Genomic DNA, 19,448 nt, shown 5'->3' with positions numbered 1-19,448 from the left:
CTGTAAGGCTAACGCCTATAGCGTTTTTTGATTAACCATACATGATATTTATATTGGAATAAGTGTCATGTACGGCTTAAAAAAACGTTCAAAGCAAGATGAAAATGGACTAATTCAAGGTGCGGGTACTGGCACTTCTGATGATGTTAAAAAAAATGTTCCAGCAGGGAGTTATATTATGCCTGCCGATTCTACCCAAAAAATTGGTACAGATAATTTAAAAAATATGGGCAGTCCCACGCCAGTTAATCTTAGTAACGGTGAGTTCCAACTCTCGCCTGACCAAGTTCATTCGGTGGGTGTGCAAACGCTTGATGCCATGAAAAACCAAACGCATACAACAGTTAATCAACCTCAATTGGGTTTTAAGCCTGGTCAAAATAAACCTGAGTTATTTTTTGCAAATGGTGGGCTAGTGCCAAGTATCTACCCAAGCGCAGATGATATTCGACGCGCACAACAAAATAGAATTGGTGGTCCACAAATGCGTGATGTAACACCAATTAATCGTCAACTTCCAGCAACATCAACCGCACCATCAGCAGCCAGCGCACCATCAGCAACGCCAACCACTCCAACACCAGCACAAAGCGGATTTGGCGGTGGTATAAGAAGCTTTGTAAATAATAGTAAACTTGTAAAAGGTGGTGGTGCTTTAGCTGCTACTTCGGCATTGTTTGCAAACGCCGCTACGCCTAGTGAGGATTATCGAGAGCGTTTTGGTTTAGGCGATCAGTCACCAGAAGATTTAGGTACAGCAAAAGGGTTTGCTAAAGATTTTGGTGTTCGCGCATTGGGTTATGCTTCGGACTTAGGTAATGCTTTAACTCTTGGACAAGTTGGACGGTTTTATGCAGATAAACAACGTATTGCAAGTGAAGCAAAAGCAACTCAACCTGAATTTAATGCCAAACAAAATGGTAGTCAAACCACGAACCCATTCACTGATAAGCCTGCTACAGCACCACAGGATAAGCAGCAACCACAGGATAAGCAGCAAAATTCTGTACAAGATAATCCTTATGCGATTCAGCAAAAAGGAAATAGCTTTAGCTATGTTAATCCTAGTGCAGCAACTCAAGCGCGAGAGCAAGGCATACCAGAGGGACAAGCCAGTAATGTTATTGGTGGGATTCGACCAGTGAATGATCCACGTGGGGTAGCAAATTTATTTGCCAATACTCAAGAAATGGGACCAACTGAACAGCAGATTCAAAATGCAATCGCTCAGCGTGAAATGAATATTGGCTTGGGTATGCGAGGTTATGGTAATAATCCTATACAAGCACCTCAACGTAATGAAGCACAGGAAGCTGAACGTCAAGCTGTAATTCGTGCAGCAAGCACACCGATTGCAGGGGCGAGAGGTTTAACTGCCAACCAAGTCCGTACCTTATCCGATCTACAACAAGGTGAAGACAATCGTGCCAACCAACGTTATACCACTGATGCAAACAATGTTGCAGCTTTACAGCGTGAAGCAATGGGGCAAGTTGGGCAGAACTATCGTGCTGAATTAGGCGAGCAAGGTACTAATAACCGATTTAATGCAAATTTAGGTTTTGATGCACAAAAGTTCCAAGCGACCAATGATTTGGCTAATCGTGAATTTAATCTGAATGCCTCTGAGAAAGGTTTTGGCATTCGTAACTCAGCACGATTAGAGAAATTGTATGAGCAATATGATTCTGCGAAATCAGATGAGGATCGTAAATCCATTCAAGAAAAAATTAATCGTTATGCAGGTAATAAAGCTGATACAGGTAAAGATCGTTATATGACTGTGGGTGGTGGTCAAGTTTATGACAAAGAAAGTGGTTTGATTAACCAGCCACAACAATTGTTTGATACTCAGACTCAGCAGTTCGTAAATACACAAATTAATAATCAAACCAGTAATGGTCCAAAAGTAGGACAGGTTCAGGGTGGTTATAAATTCAAAGGAGGTGATCCGAATAGTCCATCTTCTTGGGAAGCTATTTAAAAAGCTTATCCCCCTCTAAGGTTCGACTAAAAAGTATTTAACCTAGAACATACATGACATGCTAATAGGAGTTTGTCATGTCTGAGCAAAAGAAACCTTGGGAACAAAATTGGAATCAACCAACTGCAATTAATACTGACTCTACCAATAAAAAGCCTTGGGAACAAAACTGGAGCGAAGAAAAGACAGACCAACCTAAAGAAAAAGGTATTTTAGGTCACTTAAAAGATACTGGCTTATCTGCCTTAAAAGGTGCGATTGCTGTACCTGAATTGGCTGTCGGTGTCATGGATATGATGTCTGATGGTGCTGTTGGTAAAACACTTGAAAATAAAGATGGTGCTATTGGCTTTCGACCTAAAGAAGCCAAACAAGCCCTAGGTGATTTACATACAGACCAATATAAAGCACAACAACAAGAATTTGCTGATGCTGGTAAAGATGGAAATTGGGTAGATAAAGTCGTTGATAAAACAAAAGTTGCCTTAACAAATCCCTCATTAATTGCTAATACCGTAGTTGAATCTGTTCCTTCAATGTTAGCTGGTGGCGTATTAGGTCGTGCTTCTGGTATAGCCAATCCTGTTGTAGCTGGTGCTGTTGGTGAAGGTACAGTTATGGCAGGTAGCCAAGCTGAACAAATTCGCCAAGAAACTGTAGATGGACGATTAACAGCAGATCAATCTTTAGCAGGGGCAACAACAGGTATACTTGGTGGTTTAATTGGTTTTGCTGGTGGTCGCCTTGCCCAAAAAATGGGTATTGGTGATGTAGATACCATGCTTGTAACAGGGCGTGCTGGTCCAGCTGAAATTGCTGGTGAGATTGCCTCAATGCCTGCGAAGTCTTTACCTCGTCGTGTCGTTGAAGGTGCAATTTCAGAAGGCTTTTTAGAAGAATTACCCCAATCTGTATCTGAGCAGATTTTACAGAATTTAGCCCTAGATAAGCCTTGGCATGATGGTATTGAAGATGCAGCCGTTATGGGCACTTTAGCTGGTATGGCAATGGGTGGTGCTGCCAATATTTTATCTGGTCATAACACAGGTACGGAACCTCAAGACAACCAACAGCAATCAGGCTCACCTAATCTACCATCAGCACCATCACAATTAGGCTCAAATCCAGATAGTGCTTTAACTGGCGAATATATTCCACGTGGAAATGTACCACAGGGCGACAATCAAGGTCGCACAACTTTTGTTTATGATCAGCCATCAATGGAAGCTGATAATTTATTAAATAACAATTACAAAGGTGATACTGGTTTCGATACATCGGGCAATTTCGGCCCTTCAAATAACCCAGACAGCCCATTATCTCCAAGTGGCGGCAAATATTTTGACGACCCTGTAAACCAACCGCAGTTACCATCAGAGCGTTTAGGGATTAATCCCAATGATGGACCTATGTCATCCGCAGCAGCTTTGGCAGTGGATAGTGGCTCATCCCCGATAGCTCAACTGGGATACACACCAGAGCAACAGACGCAAGAGCAAAGTAATACACCAATCAGTGATGCTGTGCCGTCAAACTATCAATCATTATTAGGAAGTCAGAACGATGGACAGCCCTTTGATGCACGCTTTGAAGATGCAAAAGTACAGCAAGGAAATGCACAAGCTGACAATGCAGGCAAATCAATTTCTCAACAGTATGACGCCAATGCAGCGGATGCAATGGGTGGAGGAATTGAAACAGATAGAGCGAAAACAACAACAGCGCAAACTGTTCAACCAATCTTAGGTCAAGATGGCAAGAATAAATGGTTTGGCACACAGGAAAAAGCGCAAGCATTCATTGATAAGAAAGATTTAGGCAATGATTATCAGGTGGTTCAAGATGGTAAGCGTTTTGAGATTCAGCCTAAAGCCAAATCTCCAGTTCAAGATGACGCATATTTTCAAAGTCAATTAGATCAACTTGATAAACAACGCGCACAGTTTGAATCGTCTGGTGATTACGCAAATGCTGAAAAAGTTTACGCTGAAATGCAAACAGTGGCGCGTGAATGGCAAACTAATCCAAGCACAGACACGCCTACAACCAAGCGAGCTGAACCATCTAAAGGTGCATCTGATAATGCTTGGGCGGATTTTTACAGAAAAAATCGCAACATGATGAGTGAAGAACTTTTCATGGGGGGTCATCAAGATCGTAATACGCTTGAAGAAGCTACTCCTGAAATTCAATCACGTCATGCTCACGGTATGGCTAAGGCAACTCCTGCTGCTGCGGTTCGTGATCTGAAAGATATTTTAGAAAATGGCATAGATCAGAATCGCGGACAAGGGCGTTTGTTCACAGCACCTCTAAGTCAAGGAAAATTGACAGCCGAACAGCGTAGCGCAATGTCAGCATCAGGCACATCGTCAGGTAGTGCTTATAGTGATGGCGCTTTTACTTTGATTGCCAAAGAGGGTGTTGGAGACATTCGATCTGTGTCTGAAATTGATGCAGTCATGGTAAACAGTGCAGTACCTCAAGAAGTTGTGAATGGTTTACGCCAAGACTTTCCAAACATGAAGTTTGGGTATGCAAAAGAATTGCCTAGCTTATTATCAGGTGGTAAGCAGTCAAACAATGCACAGGCCCAAGTTGCTGAACTTGAACAACAGCTTAAAAATGAAAAAAGCGTACCGAAAAAGGCACAAATCCGTAAACAGATTGCAGAGTTGCAAAACGGTTTGACAGAACAGGCGCAAAGCACTGTAAGTTTGAATCAACCAGAAAACACAACGTCTGAGCATCCAGTCAATCAATGGAAATCCAACATGGAGGAAGCCTTAGCCAAGGCTGATCCTGAGCATCCACAATTCAAAAAACTACAGCTTAATGCCAAACATGGTTTAAAAAGTGAAGGGGATCGGGAAGCTGCATTACGCCAAGCACGTGAGATTGAGAAGAAAACATCAAAGACTATCGAGGAAAATACTACCGCTCAATCTGAATCTGAAAATCCAAATGGAAAAGCACCAAGTCCAACGGAACAAAAGATTCGTGAAACCTTGCAGCGCAATGATACCCAGCAAAACGGTAAAAAAATGGAGTCGGCTGCCACCATTTTAGCCAATCGAATTAAAAAAGATGGACCTGAATACTTTACCCTTGGTTGGAATAAAGATGCACAACTAACAGCAGAAGCACACGACTATGTTGAAACAATCCTAGATGAAGCTCTTAGCAACTTAGGTATTAAAGGTTTTGATGATGCAGATAGCTTTTCAAAACTAACCAATGATGTGCTTGAAAGCATCGACGATGTTTATGCCGCGGCTGACGATTCAAGTTTTGATGACAGACCTGTAAAAGACAAGGATGGCAATTATAACGCGCCTAAATTGGTCAAGGTGAAGGATGAAAAAGGCCGTACTCGATATGTACTAGAGCATGAATTAAACGACCCGAACGTGGAGTATTTGCGCAACTTTACTGAAAGTGGTCGTCGTTCGGTAGTTAAAATTAGTCGAGATAATATTTTTCAAGATACGCCACAGAATAAACAAGATGCGCCAAAAGCCAAAGCCGAACCTGAACAACCAAAAGCCAAAGTCGAGCCTTCTAAAAACACGTTAGTATCCGATGATCGTGCAGCAGAGTTACGTGCAAGATTAAAGGCCAAGCTATCACAACTCAATAGTGGCATTGACCCTGAAATCATGGCTATTGGTGCGGAACTTGCGGTTTACCATATTGAACGTGGCGCACGTAAGTTTGCAGCATTCGCCAAAAACATTGCGAATGATCTTGATGTGAGTGTTGAGAAAATCCGTCCATACTTGCGTAGTTGGTATAATGGCGCACGTGACATGATGGAAGATATGGGTGCGGATATTCAAGGCATGGATAATGCTGAAACCGTTCGCGCTGAATTGGCAAAACTCGATAATCCGCAACAATTTGAAGCTAAACTTTATTCAAGTCTGGGTTTAGAATTGCCAGAAAACCAAGAGGATACTGCGAATGAACAACCTACAAGCAATACAAGCGATCCGCAAGGAGCGTCAGCAGTACGAGGAGGACGAGGACGTACTTCACAATCGGATGTTGCATCGGGAAATAATCGAAATGTGGACGAGGGAGTATCCACAAGAAGTGGAACGTCTAACCAAAATCAATCTACTGGACGATCTCGCATACGTGACACAGGAACGGATGTGGAGAACGATGGACGAGTATCTGGACGCGGGATGGAATCCAGCCGACGCGAGGATGCAAGCGGAACTAGACAACTACGAGTTGATCAGCCCACAAGATTAGAATCACCAGCAGCAGTAGCCAATACTGCGACTGATTTCTACATGGCTGACCCAGAGTTAATCATTGGTGGAACTCAGGTAAAACGATTCGATAAGAACAAAGCAGCGCTTGAACTTTTAGAAGAACTGACCAGCGAAGGTCGTCAGGCGACAACGGAAGAACAAGCGATTCTTGCAGGCTACACAGGTTGGGGTTCTTTTGGTCAGGATTTATTCCAAGGTACTTGGGATAATCCAGTATTTAAAGACGAAAGTGTTTGGAAAGAACGTAACTTATGGTTGCGTGAGAGATTAGGTAAAGAATCTTGGGAATCTGCAAAAGATTCGACTATTAATGCCCATTTTACCGATCCATACACCGTTGCGGCTATGTGGGCGATGGCTGAAAAAATGGGCTTTACAGGTGGGCGTGTTCTTGAGCCAGCGATAGGCACAGGTAACTTCATTAGCTTAATGCCGATGCATATTAAACAGCGTAGCCAAGTGACTGGGATCGACCTAGACATTACCACTGCTGCGATTGCAAAACAGTTATTCCCTGAAAGCAATGTGCAGAACATGCCATACCAGAAGTCTCAAACACCAGATAACTTCTATGACTTGGTGATTTCTAACGTACCATTTGCTGATATTAAAATTGCAGACCGTCGCTACAACCAATTCAATCCAAACCTACATGATTACTACTTCTTGAAAATGCTAGATCAGGTACGTCCTGGTGGTATTGTGATGGCGATTACGTCATCTGGTACGATGGATAAACAATCCGAAGTGATTCGTCGTGAATTGGCTAAGAAAGCTGAATTAATTACATCGGTTCGCTTGCCATCTGGTGCATTCCAAGAATATGCAGGCACAGCAGTCGTGACAGATATTATCGTGTTGCGTAAACGTGCCGAGCCTTTGACTATGACACCAGAAGTCAATTGGATTGGTTTATCCGAAGTTAAAACTTCATCAAAACCAGTGAAAGTAAACAGCTTCTATGCTGAAAACTTGCGTAATGTGTTGGGCACCATTGACTATGGCAGTGGAACGACACGATTCGGCGCTGGCATGATCGTGCATCGTCCGCATGACCTAAAACAGCAACTTGAAAAAGCGGCTAATTTTGTTCCTGAAGATGCTTTAATACCAAGACACAGCAAAGATCATTTGACTTACTACGCCAACAAAGCTGGTGAGCGCACCAATACGCTGACCATCAGCAATGGCGAATTGATGTTTGTCTATGGCGACCAAATGGTTAAAGCCACTGATCTTTTTGAATACAAACTCAAGGATGCTAAGAAAACTGCACAACGTCAGAAATCAATTGAGGACCTGATAGCGATTCGTAAAGCCTACACAGATTTGACCGATGCAGAACGTATCGAACAGGACAATGTAGAGCAACTGCGTAAGACCTTGAATAAACTTTATCAGGCATATACCAAAGAACATGGTCCATTGGCTGATTCGTTTGGTTTGCAATACTTCCGTAAACTAGGCGATGCGTATTACTACAGCCTAGCGGCTTTAGAGGTGAACGGTAAACCTGCTGAAATCTTAAAACGCAGTGTTGTTCGTGGAGCAGATACACTTAAAAATCCAACCGTATCGGATGCCTTTGTGGTGGAGCGCAATAAAACTGCTATACCTAGTTTGACCAACATTGCAAAACTGGCCAATGTATCTGAGGATCAGGCGCGTGCCGAACTGATTGCGAAAGGTGCAATCTATGTGCTGCCTAATGGCGATATTATGCCGAGCGATATGTACCTATCTGGTAACGTGCGCCTGAAACTGGAAGAAGCGCAAAATGCCGTAGCAGAAGGCAATACTGACCTGCAGCGTAACATCGATGCACTCAAAGAAATTATTCCAGAGGATATTCCTTACTTCAATATTGAAGCCAAAATGGGTGCAACTTGGGTGCCGTTGTCTGATTATGAAAAATATATTGCACACATGCTTGGGATGACAGACACCACAGGAATTACTGTGACATTCCCGAATGGTAAATGGAAAGTCAAACTTGACCCTATTGCAGCACGTCGTACCGAAGCCAAGACCAACTACGGTACAATCTACAAGTCATTCCAAACTGTAGTATCTGCCGCACTATCTAACCAGACGATTACTGTGAAGTACAAAAACGAGGATGGTTCTGAAAGTGTAGATGTGCAAGCCACAGAAGAAGTGAATGAAAGAATCTCCAAGATCAAGGAAGATTTTGCAGCTTGGTTGTGGTCTGATCCTGAACGTCGTGTTCAACTGGAAAAAGAATATAACCACACCTTCAATGCTTGGGCGACACCTAAATATGATGGTTCGTTCATGTCGATGCAGGGCATGGCGTTAAGTTTAGGTAATGGCCCATTTAACTTGCGTCAGCACCAACAGAATGCAATCTGGCGAGCGATTGTCAATCGTCGTTCCATTAATGCTCATGAAGTAGGTACAGGTAAGACGTTTACAATGGGTGGTATTGCGATTGAATCACGTCGTTACGGCATTGCCAAAAAGCCTTTAATTCTTGCCCATAATGCCAACAGTGCAGCCGTAGCCAAAGAAATTCAAATGATGTATCCATCGGCACGTGTACTGTTTATTAGTGAACTAGGTAAAGCAGTTCGTCATATCCGTATGCGTCAAATTGCCAATGATGATTGGGATGTGGTGGTGATGCCACACTCGATGATTGATAAGCTCACGTTATCTGAAGAAACCTTGATGGCTATGGCTGCTGATGATATTGCAGCACTAGAAGCAGAGCTTGAAGAAGCACTAGCCGAAGAAGGCGGTGCGACTTTAGATGAAGTCTTGGCGATGGATAGCGAAACCGTCAATAAAAAAATGGGCTTTAAAAACCCGACTGCCAAGCAACTTGCAAAACAACGTCTGAAACTTTTAGAAGATATTCAAAAGCAGGCTATGGATTCAAGTAAAGCCGATGCGGTGAACTTTGAAGAACTTGGTGTAGATATGATCATGGTGGATGAGGTGCATGAATTTAAAAAACCAAGCATTGCCACACGTATGAACATGAAAGGATTGAATACCAGTAGCAATAAACGCTCTGTTAATTTGCAGTTTCTCACTCGTTATGTGCGTCGTATGAACAATGGCGGTAATGTGCATACCTTTACGGGTACACCGATCACCAATACCCTAACTGAAATCTATCATCAGATGCGTTATGTGATGGAAGAAGAAATGCAAAAACTTAATGTTGCTGCATGGGATGGTTGGTTTGGTAGTTTTGCAACCGATATTACTGATATTGAATTGTCTGCAACTGGTGAATATCAATTGGTCACTCGTTTGGCTGGATTTGTAAACGTACCAGAATTACGCAAGATGATTGGTCAGTTTATGGATATTGTTTTTGCCAACGATATGCCTGAAATGCAGCCACGTAAAACCAAATCAGGCAAAATCTTGTCGGATGAAAGTCTAACCGAAGCAGAAAAAGCGGAACTTCTCAATGGTCGCACTGAGGATGCAAAAGATCGCCCGTATAAAAAAGTGATTAACGTCACTACTGAAATGTCACCAAAACAGGAACAAGCACTGGCTGAGATTCAGTCCTTGGCGAAAGAGTGGGAACGGGCAAGCGGTAAACAAAAACGCCAATGGATGCGTGATGGCGACCCACGTTCACCACTATCTATTAGCACTGCCGCGAAAAAGGCTAGTTATGACGCACGTATTGGCGATCCTGAATACATTGGTCAGGAGGGCAAAACCGAAGATTTTGAAATGTCAAAAGCGTCTCAAGTGGTTAAAAACGTGATGGAGGTATATCACTCACACCCACTTGCAAGCCAAGTCATTTTTGCAGATACAGGTTATAACACCACAACTGAACGCAGCACTGGTCAGAAAGATGCTAACGGCAAAACGATTCGTGAGCGAGTTAAAGTCTTTTCACCGATCAAGGATATTGTAGAACGTCTGGTTCAATCGGGCATCCCACGTGAACAAATTGCCATTGTCGATGGTTCAGTCAAAGCTGAAGCACGCAAAGCGATTGCCGACAAGATGAATACTGGTGAGATTCGTGTGGTGATTGGCTTAACTCAAACACTGGGCGTAGGCGTAAATATGCAACGTAATCTACGTGCAATGCATCACTTGGATGCACCGTGGATGCCTGGTGAACTTGAACAGCGTAATGGTCGTGGCCTGCGTCAAGGCAATCAATGGAACACGGTGCTTGAGTATCGCTACATCACCGATAAGTTAGACGGTAAATCATGGCAAGTTTTGGCTATTAAGGACCGTTTTATCAATTCCTTTATGAAAGCTGATGGTAATGTTCGTTCGATTGAAGGTGATGCTGCTGCGGATAATGGTGAGGATAATGCAGGGGATATTATGTCCTCATTCTCAGAAGCCTCTGGCGACCCACGTGTATTGCAACGTATCCAGATGAAAGAAAAACTTGAGAAGTTGCAGCGAAAAGAGCGTTTGCATACACAGGGTATCGCGGATATGAAGCGTACCATAGGCAACACACAACGTCGTATTGCTCGTTTTGATGAGCAGATTGCCGAGTATGAAAACAATGCTGTCTTGGATCGTATTCAAACCCTAATGCAGTCACAGTCTGAAAACTTCTCTGTAGAAGTGGACGGCAAGAAATACGACAAGCACAAGGAAGCATCAGACGCGATTCAGCAATTTATTGTTGATCATGTGCGTACTGGTTCATCACGAATCACACTGGGCAAGTACGGCAATGTCACTATGTCGGTTGAATGGGATAGCCTACAACCACAAGCCACCCTGTCTATGAAGATTGGCCCGATTGAATTTAAGGGTAATACCTTGCGTGGCATCGAGGGCAAGTTGCGTGGAGCAGCACAGGACGTTAAAGCGCTGGAAGATGCAAAAGTCAGCGCACAAAATACGATTAACAATCTATCTAAAGCAGTCGAGCAGCCGTTTGGTCAGGCGGATCAATTGGCACGTACTCAAAAACAGCTTGAAAATATTGAACAAGACTTGGAAAACAACCCTGTAGCACCGCCAATCTGGTTGCGTCGTGGTGCGCCAATTGATTCAGAAGTGTATTACAAGGGCAAACTATTTATCGTTTCTGGTCATCGTTATACCAATGATGGTTGGTTTGTATCGGCAGAAGATGCAAAAGGGACCATTGAGATTCCGTACCTAGAAGCAACCGATAGTGTAGGTATGCAGATTTACGAGGAAAGAGAATTTGAAGCACCGAATATTGAGGATAAAACAAAGGCAGACAATGATGTAAAAAATGAAATTAATGACTATAGCCGTGACAAATTAAAACCTGATAACGAGCGTAGAGGTACTTCACCTTTATCAACTTCATTTTTGCCGCTTTCTAAAAATCGGGCGGATCGTCTTGTAGTGGATATACTCTCTAGGATTTCTAAAGGGGACACGCCAAATAAATCTAAAAGTAGAATCAGCGGGATAGTACAACCCAAATTTCCGTTTGTTGTAGTTGAATCGTTTGAGGCTTTGCCAAAAACGATACAGCAAGAAAATTACTATCAAGGTGAACAAGGAGAAACCAAGCGGTATGATGTAATGGCTGTTTGGCATAAAGGCACACTTTATATTAATGCTGGAGATGTCCAAGGAAATCATAATACACAACAAACCACTTATGAAGCCTATGAGGAAGTCATATTGCATGAAGTGGTTGGGCATTTTGGAGTTCAGCAATTATTTGGCCAAGAATATAAAACCAAGTTTCAGCAGCTTTTTAATGCACTTGGTGGCATAGAGGGGATTCGTAAAATAGCCAAAGATAATGGCGTGGATATGAACCAATTTGATAATGCTTATATCAAACCATTTAAAAAAGGTGTAGAAGAAGGACGTTACGATCCACTCGATGCTCAACAAGCAACAGTAAGTGAGTTATTTGCTTTTGTTGCACAAAATGCTAAGTCACGTCCTTTTGTACGTCAAAAGCTAAAAGAAGTTATTGGATATATTCGTCAGTGGTTCCGTGATCGTGGCTTTGATAAATTCCTTTCACGTTACAATGATGCCGATTTGATGATGTTTTTGTCAGAAGCTCGTAAGGCTGTAGTTGATCGAAGCTATTTTGGTAAATATAAAAATCAAGAATTTTCATCTAAGAACAATTCTGATACTCCACTTTATAGCCGTAGCACTAAAAGTAATTCAGGCTCTACAACTCAACAAGTACGAGACGTGTTGATTGATCGTTTTGGTAAAGAGACCATTGATGAGCTTGAACGACAAGGTAAGCTTGAAATTATTCAGGATTATCAGGTTGAAGGTGTTGAGGGCTTCTATTACAACGCTAAAGCGGTACTCGTTGCATCGAATCTGACTGCTGAAAGCACAGTGCCAACATTCTTACATGAGTTGGGTGGTCATGCTGGTTTTCAAAATATGATGAACCAGAAACAATATAATGAATTGATGAATCAATTTAATAAATTGGTTGAGCAGGGTAATCCTGTTGCTTTAGCTGCAAAGATGCTTGCTGAACGTGAACAAGGCTCTGAACGTCAGCAGCTTGAATATTTACCATATTTATTAACCCTTTCATCAACTATGCAGCAACGTAATGTACTTCAACGCAATGCTTTACAGCGATTAATCCAAAATATTGTAACTTATGTTAAGGCTTGGGTATTTGATCGATTTGGTGTCAATCTTAATTTAAATCCTGATGATATGCTTGCATTGTCAGAACGTATGATTGAGAAGTTTTCATATCATTCAGATGCTGCAATCAATCAGCATGGTGTTGCTAAATATTCTTTAAATGAAAATAGCCATGCACCATTCCAAAAGGCGATTGACCGTGTTATGGATGGTCATACACCGCAGCAGTTTATTAAGATGGGTAAAACACCAGATGTTTTAAAAATGGTTGGAATGCCTGATGCTTCAATAACGATTCATGGTCGGACTATTGAGAAGGTTATGGGTGAGCATTTAGGGATTGAGCAAGGTAATCATAGCCATTTGCATAATCTGACACCTGAAACATTACGTCAATTACCACAGCAAATTAACAATCCCATCGCTATCTTTAAGTCTGCCGATACGGCATCAAAAAATGGTTATATCGTCTTAACTGAATTACATGAAAAGGATGTTAAAACTGGTAAGGAGAAGCCAATTGTTGCAGCATTGCATGTTAAAAAGTCTAATTCAGATATTGAGATTATAAATGTTGTAAGTCTTTATGGGCGTTCAGATTCACAATTACAACGTGCTTTAAATAATGATTTGCTGTATTGGCACAAAGAAAAAGGTCAGCTATTTCTGAAAACCGACGGGCTTCAATTGCCACAGGAATTACAATCAGATGCTGACCTTTCTGATGCCAATATAAAAACAAATGAGGATTTAGTCAAGTATCAAGAACAGCCTTTATATAGTCGTAGTGCCAGCGACAATGATATTACCAATCGTATCGCTAATGGGTTTAAAAATTTGCCCAAAGCAGGTGACTGGATTAATAAAAAAGGTGTCGATTGGTTGACATTCGGCTTACAAGCTTTAAGTCGCCGGCATTTAACTGAGATTTATGGAAAATTATTACCACCACTAAATAAATATAATGAACTTGCGGCTCAGATGGATGCTGATAAGAATGATATTGCTGCTGAAGCGGATAATATTGTACGTGAGTGGTCTAAATTAAAGGATGAAGAAGCTTTAGCAAATGTAATGCATGATGCAACTTTAGCTCAAATTGACCCAGCCAAGCCACACCAGTCAGGTGATAATAAAGTTAAATATCAACAATTACTTCATGCGTATAATAATTTATCCCCTGAAGCACAGGCAATGTATAAAAGGGCTCGAAATGCATATAGTGGGCATTATGCAAAAGTTCGTGAAGCGATTAGAGAAAGAATTTTACGATCAGCATTAAGTAGCCAAAAAAAAGCAGATTTGCTCAAGAATATTGAAGGTTCTTTTGGTCAAATTAAAGGTGTTTATTTCCCTTTAGCTCGTTTTGGTGAATATATTATTGTAATGCGTAATAAAAATGGTGATGTAGAAAGCGTCAGCCGTGCAGAAACAAATAATGAAGCCGAGTCTGTGCGTTCAGAGTTAATGAAAAAATACCCACAATTTAAAGTTGATAAGGTCAAATTAGATAAGGAATATAGTGCAAGTCGAGATGGTGTAGGGCGTGGCTTTATGTCTGAACTTTTTAATGAGGTTGAAAATTTAGGTCTAGGTGCAGAAGCACGGGCAGAATTTGAAGATACTTTAAGTCAACTCTACCTATCATCTATACCAGACTTATCTTGGGCAAAACATGGTATTCATCGTAAGGGTACAGCAGGATTTAGCCAAGATGCTCGTCGTGCATTTGCTCAACACATGTTTAGTGGTGCAAATTATTTGGGAAAACTGCGCTATGGGGATCAGTTAGCCCAACAACTTACTGATATGCAAAAACATGCTGACGATGAATTTAATAAAGACATTGGTTACGATCAGCGTTCTGCACAGCGTGTTATTAGTGAAATGGAAAAAAGACATGAACTTTTAATGAATCCTAAAGGGAATCCATTATCAAGTTTTCTTACAAGTGTCGGTTTCATGTATTACATGGGATTATCTCCCGCTGCTGCCATGGTCAATTTATCTCAGACAGCTTTGATTGCTTATCCAATCATGGGTGCGAAATGGGGTTTTGATAAAGCTGGAAAGGAATTGTTAAAAGCATCACAAGACTTTGGAATTGGTTTAAAAAGTGGATATAAAACGCCAGACTTTTCAAGCTTAGAGGGCTTTAAAAATAGTGTTGGTGATATCTATAACCCAGATATTGCATCAATATTAAAAGGTGATGAACTAGTTGCGTATGAAGAAGCTGTAAAGCGTGGTGTGATTGATGTTACGCAGGCTCATGATTTAGCAGGTATTGCTCAAGGTGAAGATAGTAAGGTGATGTGGTATTTCCGACCAGCTATGCGTTTGGCAAGTGGCATGTTTCATCATGCAGAACGGTTTAACCGTGAAGTAACTTTCATTGCAGCCTATCGTCTAGCACGTCAGCATGTTAATACTAATGGTTCAAAGGCAACACACAGTGAAGCTTTTGATCAAGCAATCGATGCTGTATATAAAGGTCATTTTGATTATTCAACAGGAAACCGAGCACGTTTTATGCAAGGTAATATTGCAAAAGTGGTATTACTATTTAAACAATATGCTCAGAATATGATTTATACCTTGGTACGCAATGCCCATCAGTCAATTTATGCGCTCGACCCTAAGGAACAAAAAGAGGCTCGTCGTGCTTTGGCTGGTATTTTGGGTATGACGACTTTGGCAGCTGGTGCAATTGGATTACCAATTACAGGAATGCTTTTCACTGCCTCTATTTTAATCGCAAAGAAAAGTAAACTCGGTTCTGCTGCATTTTTTGCGGCTTGGGCTGTGGCGTTCTTTGGTGCTGCGGATGGTGATGACGATGATCCCTATGAATTAGAAATTGTAATTCGAAATTGGTTGGCAGATATTCATCCTAAGTTTGCTGATTTAGTATTTGGTGGTGTGCCTCGTGCATTCAGCCCAGTGGATTTATCAGGACGTGTTGGTTTGAGTAACTTAATTATTCCTGATGTGCAAGAAGGGCTTGAAGGTGCGGACTGGGCGACTGCAATGCAATCTGCATTACTTGGACCAGTTGTAGGTATTAGTACCAGTACGGCAAAAGGCTTGCAGCAAATTCAAGAAGGTGATTATGGTCGTGGTATAGAGACTATGCTGCCGATTTTTCTTAAAAATGCGATGAAGTCTTACCGTTATGCTGATGAAGGTGTATTAACTAAAAATAAGGATGTGATTCATGATAAGGATGTCACAGGGGTTGAGTTATTTTCTCAAGCGATTGGCTTCTCGCCTGCATCAGTAAGAACCTCATACGAGGGGCGGTCTGCGATTTTCCAATATAGAACTAAGCTGGAAGATCATCGACGTGAGTTGATGCGCAAGTGGGTGGTGGCTCGACAAGAAGATGATAGTGATGGCATGAATAAAGTATGGACTGAAATTTTGGAATTTAATGAAAAAACTGCCGAGAAAAATCCAAAGATGCGAATTAGTCGCATGAACCTTATGCAAAGCTATAAAGCTACTGAGCGTAAAGCAAAAGAAACTGGTGATGGAGGTGTATACCTTACTAAACGGCAGAAAGGTGCTGAGGAGCAAGGTGGGTTTGCGTTTAATCGTTAAAGGGAAAAGCCACCTTGCGGTGGCTTCTTTATTGGATTTTATTTGAGTTTTTCCTTATTTACTAAACCTGTAATCCTAGTCAAGCCAAATGCTGTCACTCGCATGTGTAAAAATACACGCTCTTGACCGTCATTTTGATTTTTGATTACTGGTGATGCTTTATTGGTAAAAACACCATTCAACACATACTGTGCATGTGGTTGTAATTTCTTTTCAGCATCTCGATAACACCATTTTTTTTGAAGTAAAAGATTAATGAGATCCTTTTCTTTTATTCCAATTGTTTTGGCACATTCACGGATACAGTAGGTATGTACTGTTTCAGCAATGGTATCGAGTGCTTGAGCTTTAGGTTCAAGTTTTTCAACTTTTTGGGTGAGTTCGATATTTTGTTTTGCCTGAGTTTCAATTGCTTGTAGTAGGTGATAAGGATTTGAAATATCAAATACTGGTTGAATTTGACCTGTAGCAACTACGTCAAAAGTACGAATAACTTTCAGATTAAAAGATGGACTAATCCACATTGCATATGAGTACACCAACTCCTTTGCAACGTATGTACCTTGCGCCAAACCACCACGAATCACACTAACTGGTTGAATTTGTTGCGAGGATGGAATTCCTCCCTCGGTCAATTCCTGAACAAGTGCTTGAGTTTGCTTATTTTCAAGGAAAAATTTAGGTTTATTTTTCTCAAGGGAACCACTTGCTTTATGCAAATCATTCAAACAAAAACGACCTTGTGCATCAGTGCGAATTTCAATTCCATCTATAGCAATATGAGGTTTTACTAATGCATTCATGCTGCCAACTCCTCTGCAAAAGACTTTGCAAGCTCAGGTGAACGTTCTTTGAAGTCATTTAATTCTTCTGAACATAGATCACAAAAATTATTTGCCATACCCGATGCTATGCGAGCCAATGTTTGTGCTGTAGAAAAATCATCTGACTTTTCAGCAACAACACTTGTTAATACTTGGAGTTGATCCAATACATTACTTGCTGCTCCAATAAATTGAAGTAAGCTTCTTAATTGCTGTTCACTGACTTGAACTTGCTTGTCTTGGGTGAATTGGGTTATATTGTTCATAGGTATTCATCCTTTGTGATGGCAACTGAACCTTGTGCGATGTGGTAGTTGAACAAGGTTTTTTTGTGCCTGTTGATTTCATGCTTTCGCACTCTCATGCTGTTTTAAATAAAATTCAATAGCCTTGTTAACCAAGTAATTCATTGAACGTTCTTCTTTTTCAGAATAAGCCTTTAGTAACTCATGTAGATCAACTGATACTCGCACACGAACATCAATAGGCTTTTGGCGATTTTGTTTCATAATTACCCTCTTTAATGCCACAATATGTGGCGTTTAATAACTATAGCCACATATTGTGGTATTGTAAATACGTAAATGAAAATATTTGCCACTTTTTGTGGCATGAGGTAAAAATGAGTAATCAAGCCGATCACACCATTGTTAGATTGCGAGTTCCACCAGAGTTAAAAAAACAAATTGAAGAATCAGCAGAGCAGAATAATCGTTCTCAAAGTGCTGAAATGGTTGCTCGTTTAGAAAAGAGCTTCGAAAACAATATTCCTTCAGCATTAGTTTCTGAATATATGCAGGCTGTTGAAGAAAAAAATGATATGATTAAAAAACAATTAGAAATCTCTAATCTTCTTGTACTCAAACTAGCTGAAAAGCTACCTGATGACGATCCATCGAAAAGCAAAATGTTAGAATTAATTAATCAATTGAATTAAAAAAGCCGACATTAAGTCGGCTTTTTCGTTGTAATTTATATATAAGTATTTGTTTAAAAAAAAGTTGCAGGATCTTTAAATTGCATCCACGATTGGATACAAAAACGGTCAGTACTTGAGCAGGATTGTTCATCAAACTCCTCAAGCGTGATTACTGTACAGTACTTTCCTGATGGTATTTTTAGATTTTTTTCATCTTTAGAAACAATATTCTCTACATTATAATTAACTTTAAGTTGATTCGTAGAAGCTGAGCCATCGCCATTGAAGTTAGGAAAATACTCTCCTATAACGTAGCCATTCAAACTAGATCCTGAATAAGATTCAGACACAGCATACAAACGAATACGCAATGAACCTGAATATGAGTCATTTTGCAAATTTGAATCTGCGTATTTAACTCCCCATGTTACTTGGGTTTTTACTGGATTGTTGTCAGATAGTTTGTAGCTTATAGGTCCATAAAACTCCAGCCCTTTGGGTGATGAGCCTGAGTTTTCTCCACAAGTTAATGAAGAAGATGGAGGGGTAATTATTCCATTATCCCAATCAACATCATTTTTTTGTTCTGATATTTGTTGATTTGGTAGTGATTGAATAATTGAAGAACTAACAACCATTAAAACGGTAAATGATATAAATAAAATAACCGTTGCACTAGATAAAGGGGTAAGCCAAGATTTCTTTTGATATTTATCATTTAAATTTTCTTTTACATATTTTGGTTGTTTTCTTGCATAGGCAAAATACCAAATAATGATATACCAAAAGCCTAAACCTCTTGAAATGGTCGTTACTTTTTCAATATCATCCCAAATAAAAGGTGTAGCGAAATTTATAAACAAAATAAAAATAATGGTAAAAATTATCCAGTTTTTAGCAGTATTTGCATCTTCTAGCTTTCCAAGAGCTTGCCAGTTCTTCATCTGCAAATATGAACCGAAAATTGGCGTAAACAATAAGCTCCAATTAGCAGCAGCATTAGGATTCCAGAGTTCAACGCGTTTTTTTATTGGTCGTGGAGAGTCAGTTTTTTCTAGTTGCGGTGGTGCATGTGAAGCTTGAATATTTTGAATCTCTAATTTATTGCCACAGCTACTACAAAATTTCGCATCATTACTGTTTTCTTGCCCACATTGATTGCAAAACATATCCCCACCAAAAATTAATAATTATATGAAATTACGATAGATTAATTTTAGAGCAGTATCAATCCCCTGTAA

7 protein-coding genes are annotated in these 19,448 nt (G+C 40.6%); 3 read left to right on the top strand and 4 right to left on the bottom strand.

What is annotated here, in order from left to right; genetic code table 11:
• Positions 1-67 precede the first annotated feature (67 nt).
• Complete coding sequence (locus tag O1450_RS09620; protein ID WP_269228239.1) at positions 68-1,984, top strand: hypothetical protein; 1,917 nt, start codon at positions 68-70, stop codon at positions 1,982-1,984.
• Positions 1,985-2,061: 77 nt separating this feature from the next.
• Positions 2,062-16,464, top strand: coding sequence for a PLxRFG domain-containing protein (locus O1450_RS09615; protein WP_269228238.1), 14,403 nt, complete (start codon positions 2,062-2,064; stop codon positions 16,462-16,464).
• Positions 16,465-16,502: 38 nt separating this feature from the next.
• On the opposite strand, the gene O1450_RS09610 is transcribed toward O1450_RS09615, so the two are convergent.
• The 3 genes from O1450_RS09610 to O1450_RS09600 form a co-directional block, all read right to left on the bottom strand.
• A complete protein-coding gene (locus tag O1450_RS09610; protein WP_269228237.1) occupies positions 16,503-17,267 on the bottom strand; it encodes a KilA-N domain-containing protein in 765 nt (254 codons plus the stop codon).
• On the bottom strand, positions 17,264-17,554 hold the full coding sequence (locus O1450_RS09605) for a hypothetical protein (protein ID WP_269228236.1): 291 nt from the start codon (positions 17,552-17,554) through the stop codon (positions 17,264-17,266). The genes O1450_RS09610 and O1450_RS09605 overlap by 4 nt, the downstream gene beginning before the upstream one ends.
• 78 nt (positions 17,555-17,632) lie before the next feature.
• Positions 17,633-17,797 (bottom strand): hypothetical protein, encoded by a 165-nt coding sequence (locus O1450_RS09600; protein WP_004761337.1) that lies wholly within the window; start codon positions 17,795-17,797, stop codon positions 17,633-17,635.
• A 113-nt stretch (positions 17,798-17,910) separates the two neighbouring features.
• Between O1450_RS09600 and O1450_RS09595 the strand changes: the two genes are divergently transcribed.
• On the top strand, positions 17,911-18,225 hold the full coding sequence (locus O1450_RS09595) for an Arc family DNA-binding protein (RefSeq protein WP_004761336.1): 315 nt from the start codon (positions 17,911-17,913) through the stop codon (positions 18,223-18,225).
• Positions 18,226-18,278: 53 nt separating this feature from the next.
• On the opposite strand, the gene O1450_RS09590 is transcribed toward O1450_RS09595, so the two are convergent.
• Positions 18,279-19,376, bottom strand: a complete 1,098-nt coding sequence (locus tag O1450_RS09590) for a zinc ribbon domain-containing protein (protein ID WP_269228235.1) — start codon at positions 19,374-19,376, stop codon at positions 18,279-18,281.
• Positions 19,377-19,448: the final 72 nt, after the last annotated feature.

Origin of the sequence: Acinetobacter sp. TR11, assembly GCF_027105035.1 — a bacterium.
Taxonomy (GTDB): Bacteria; Pseudomonadota; Gammaproteobacteria; order Pseudomonadales; family Moraxellaceae; genus Acinetobacter.
This window is presented reverse-complemented; position numbering and strand designations above follow the sequence as displayed.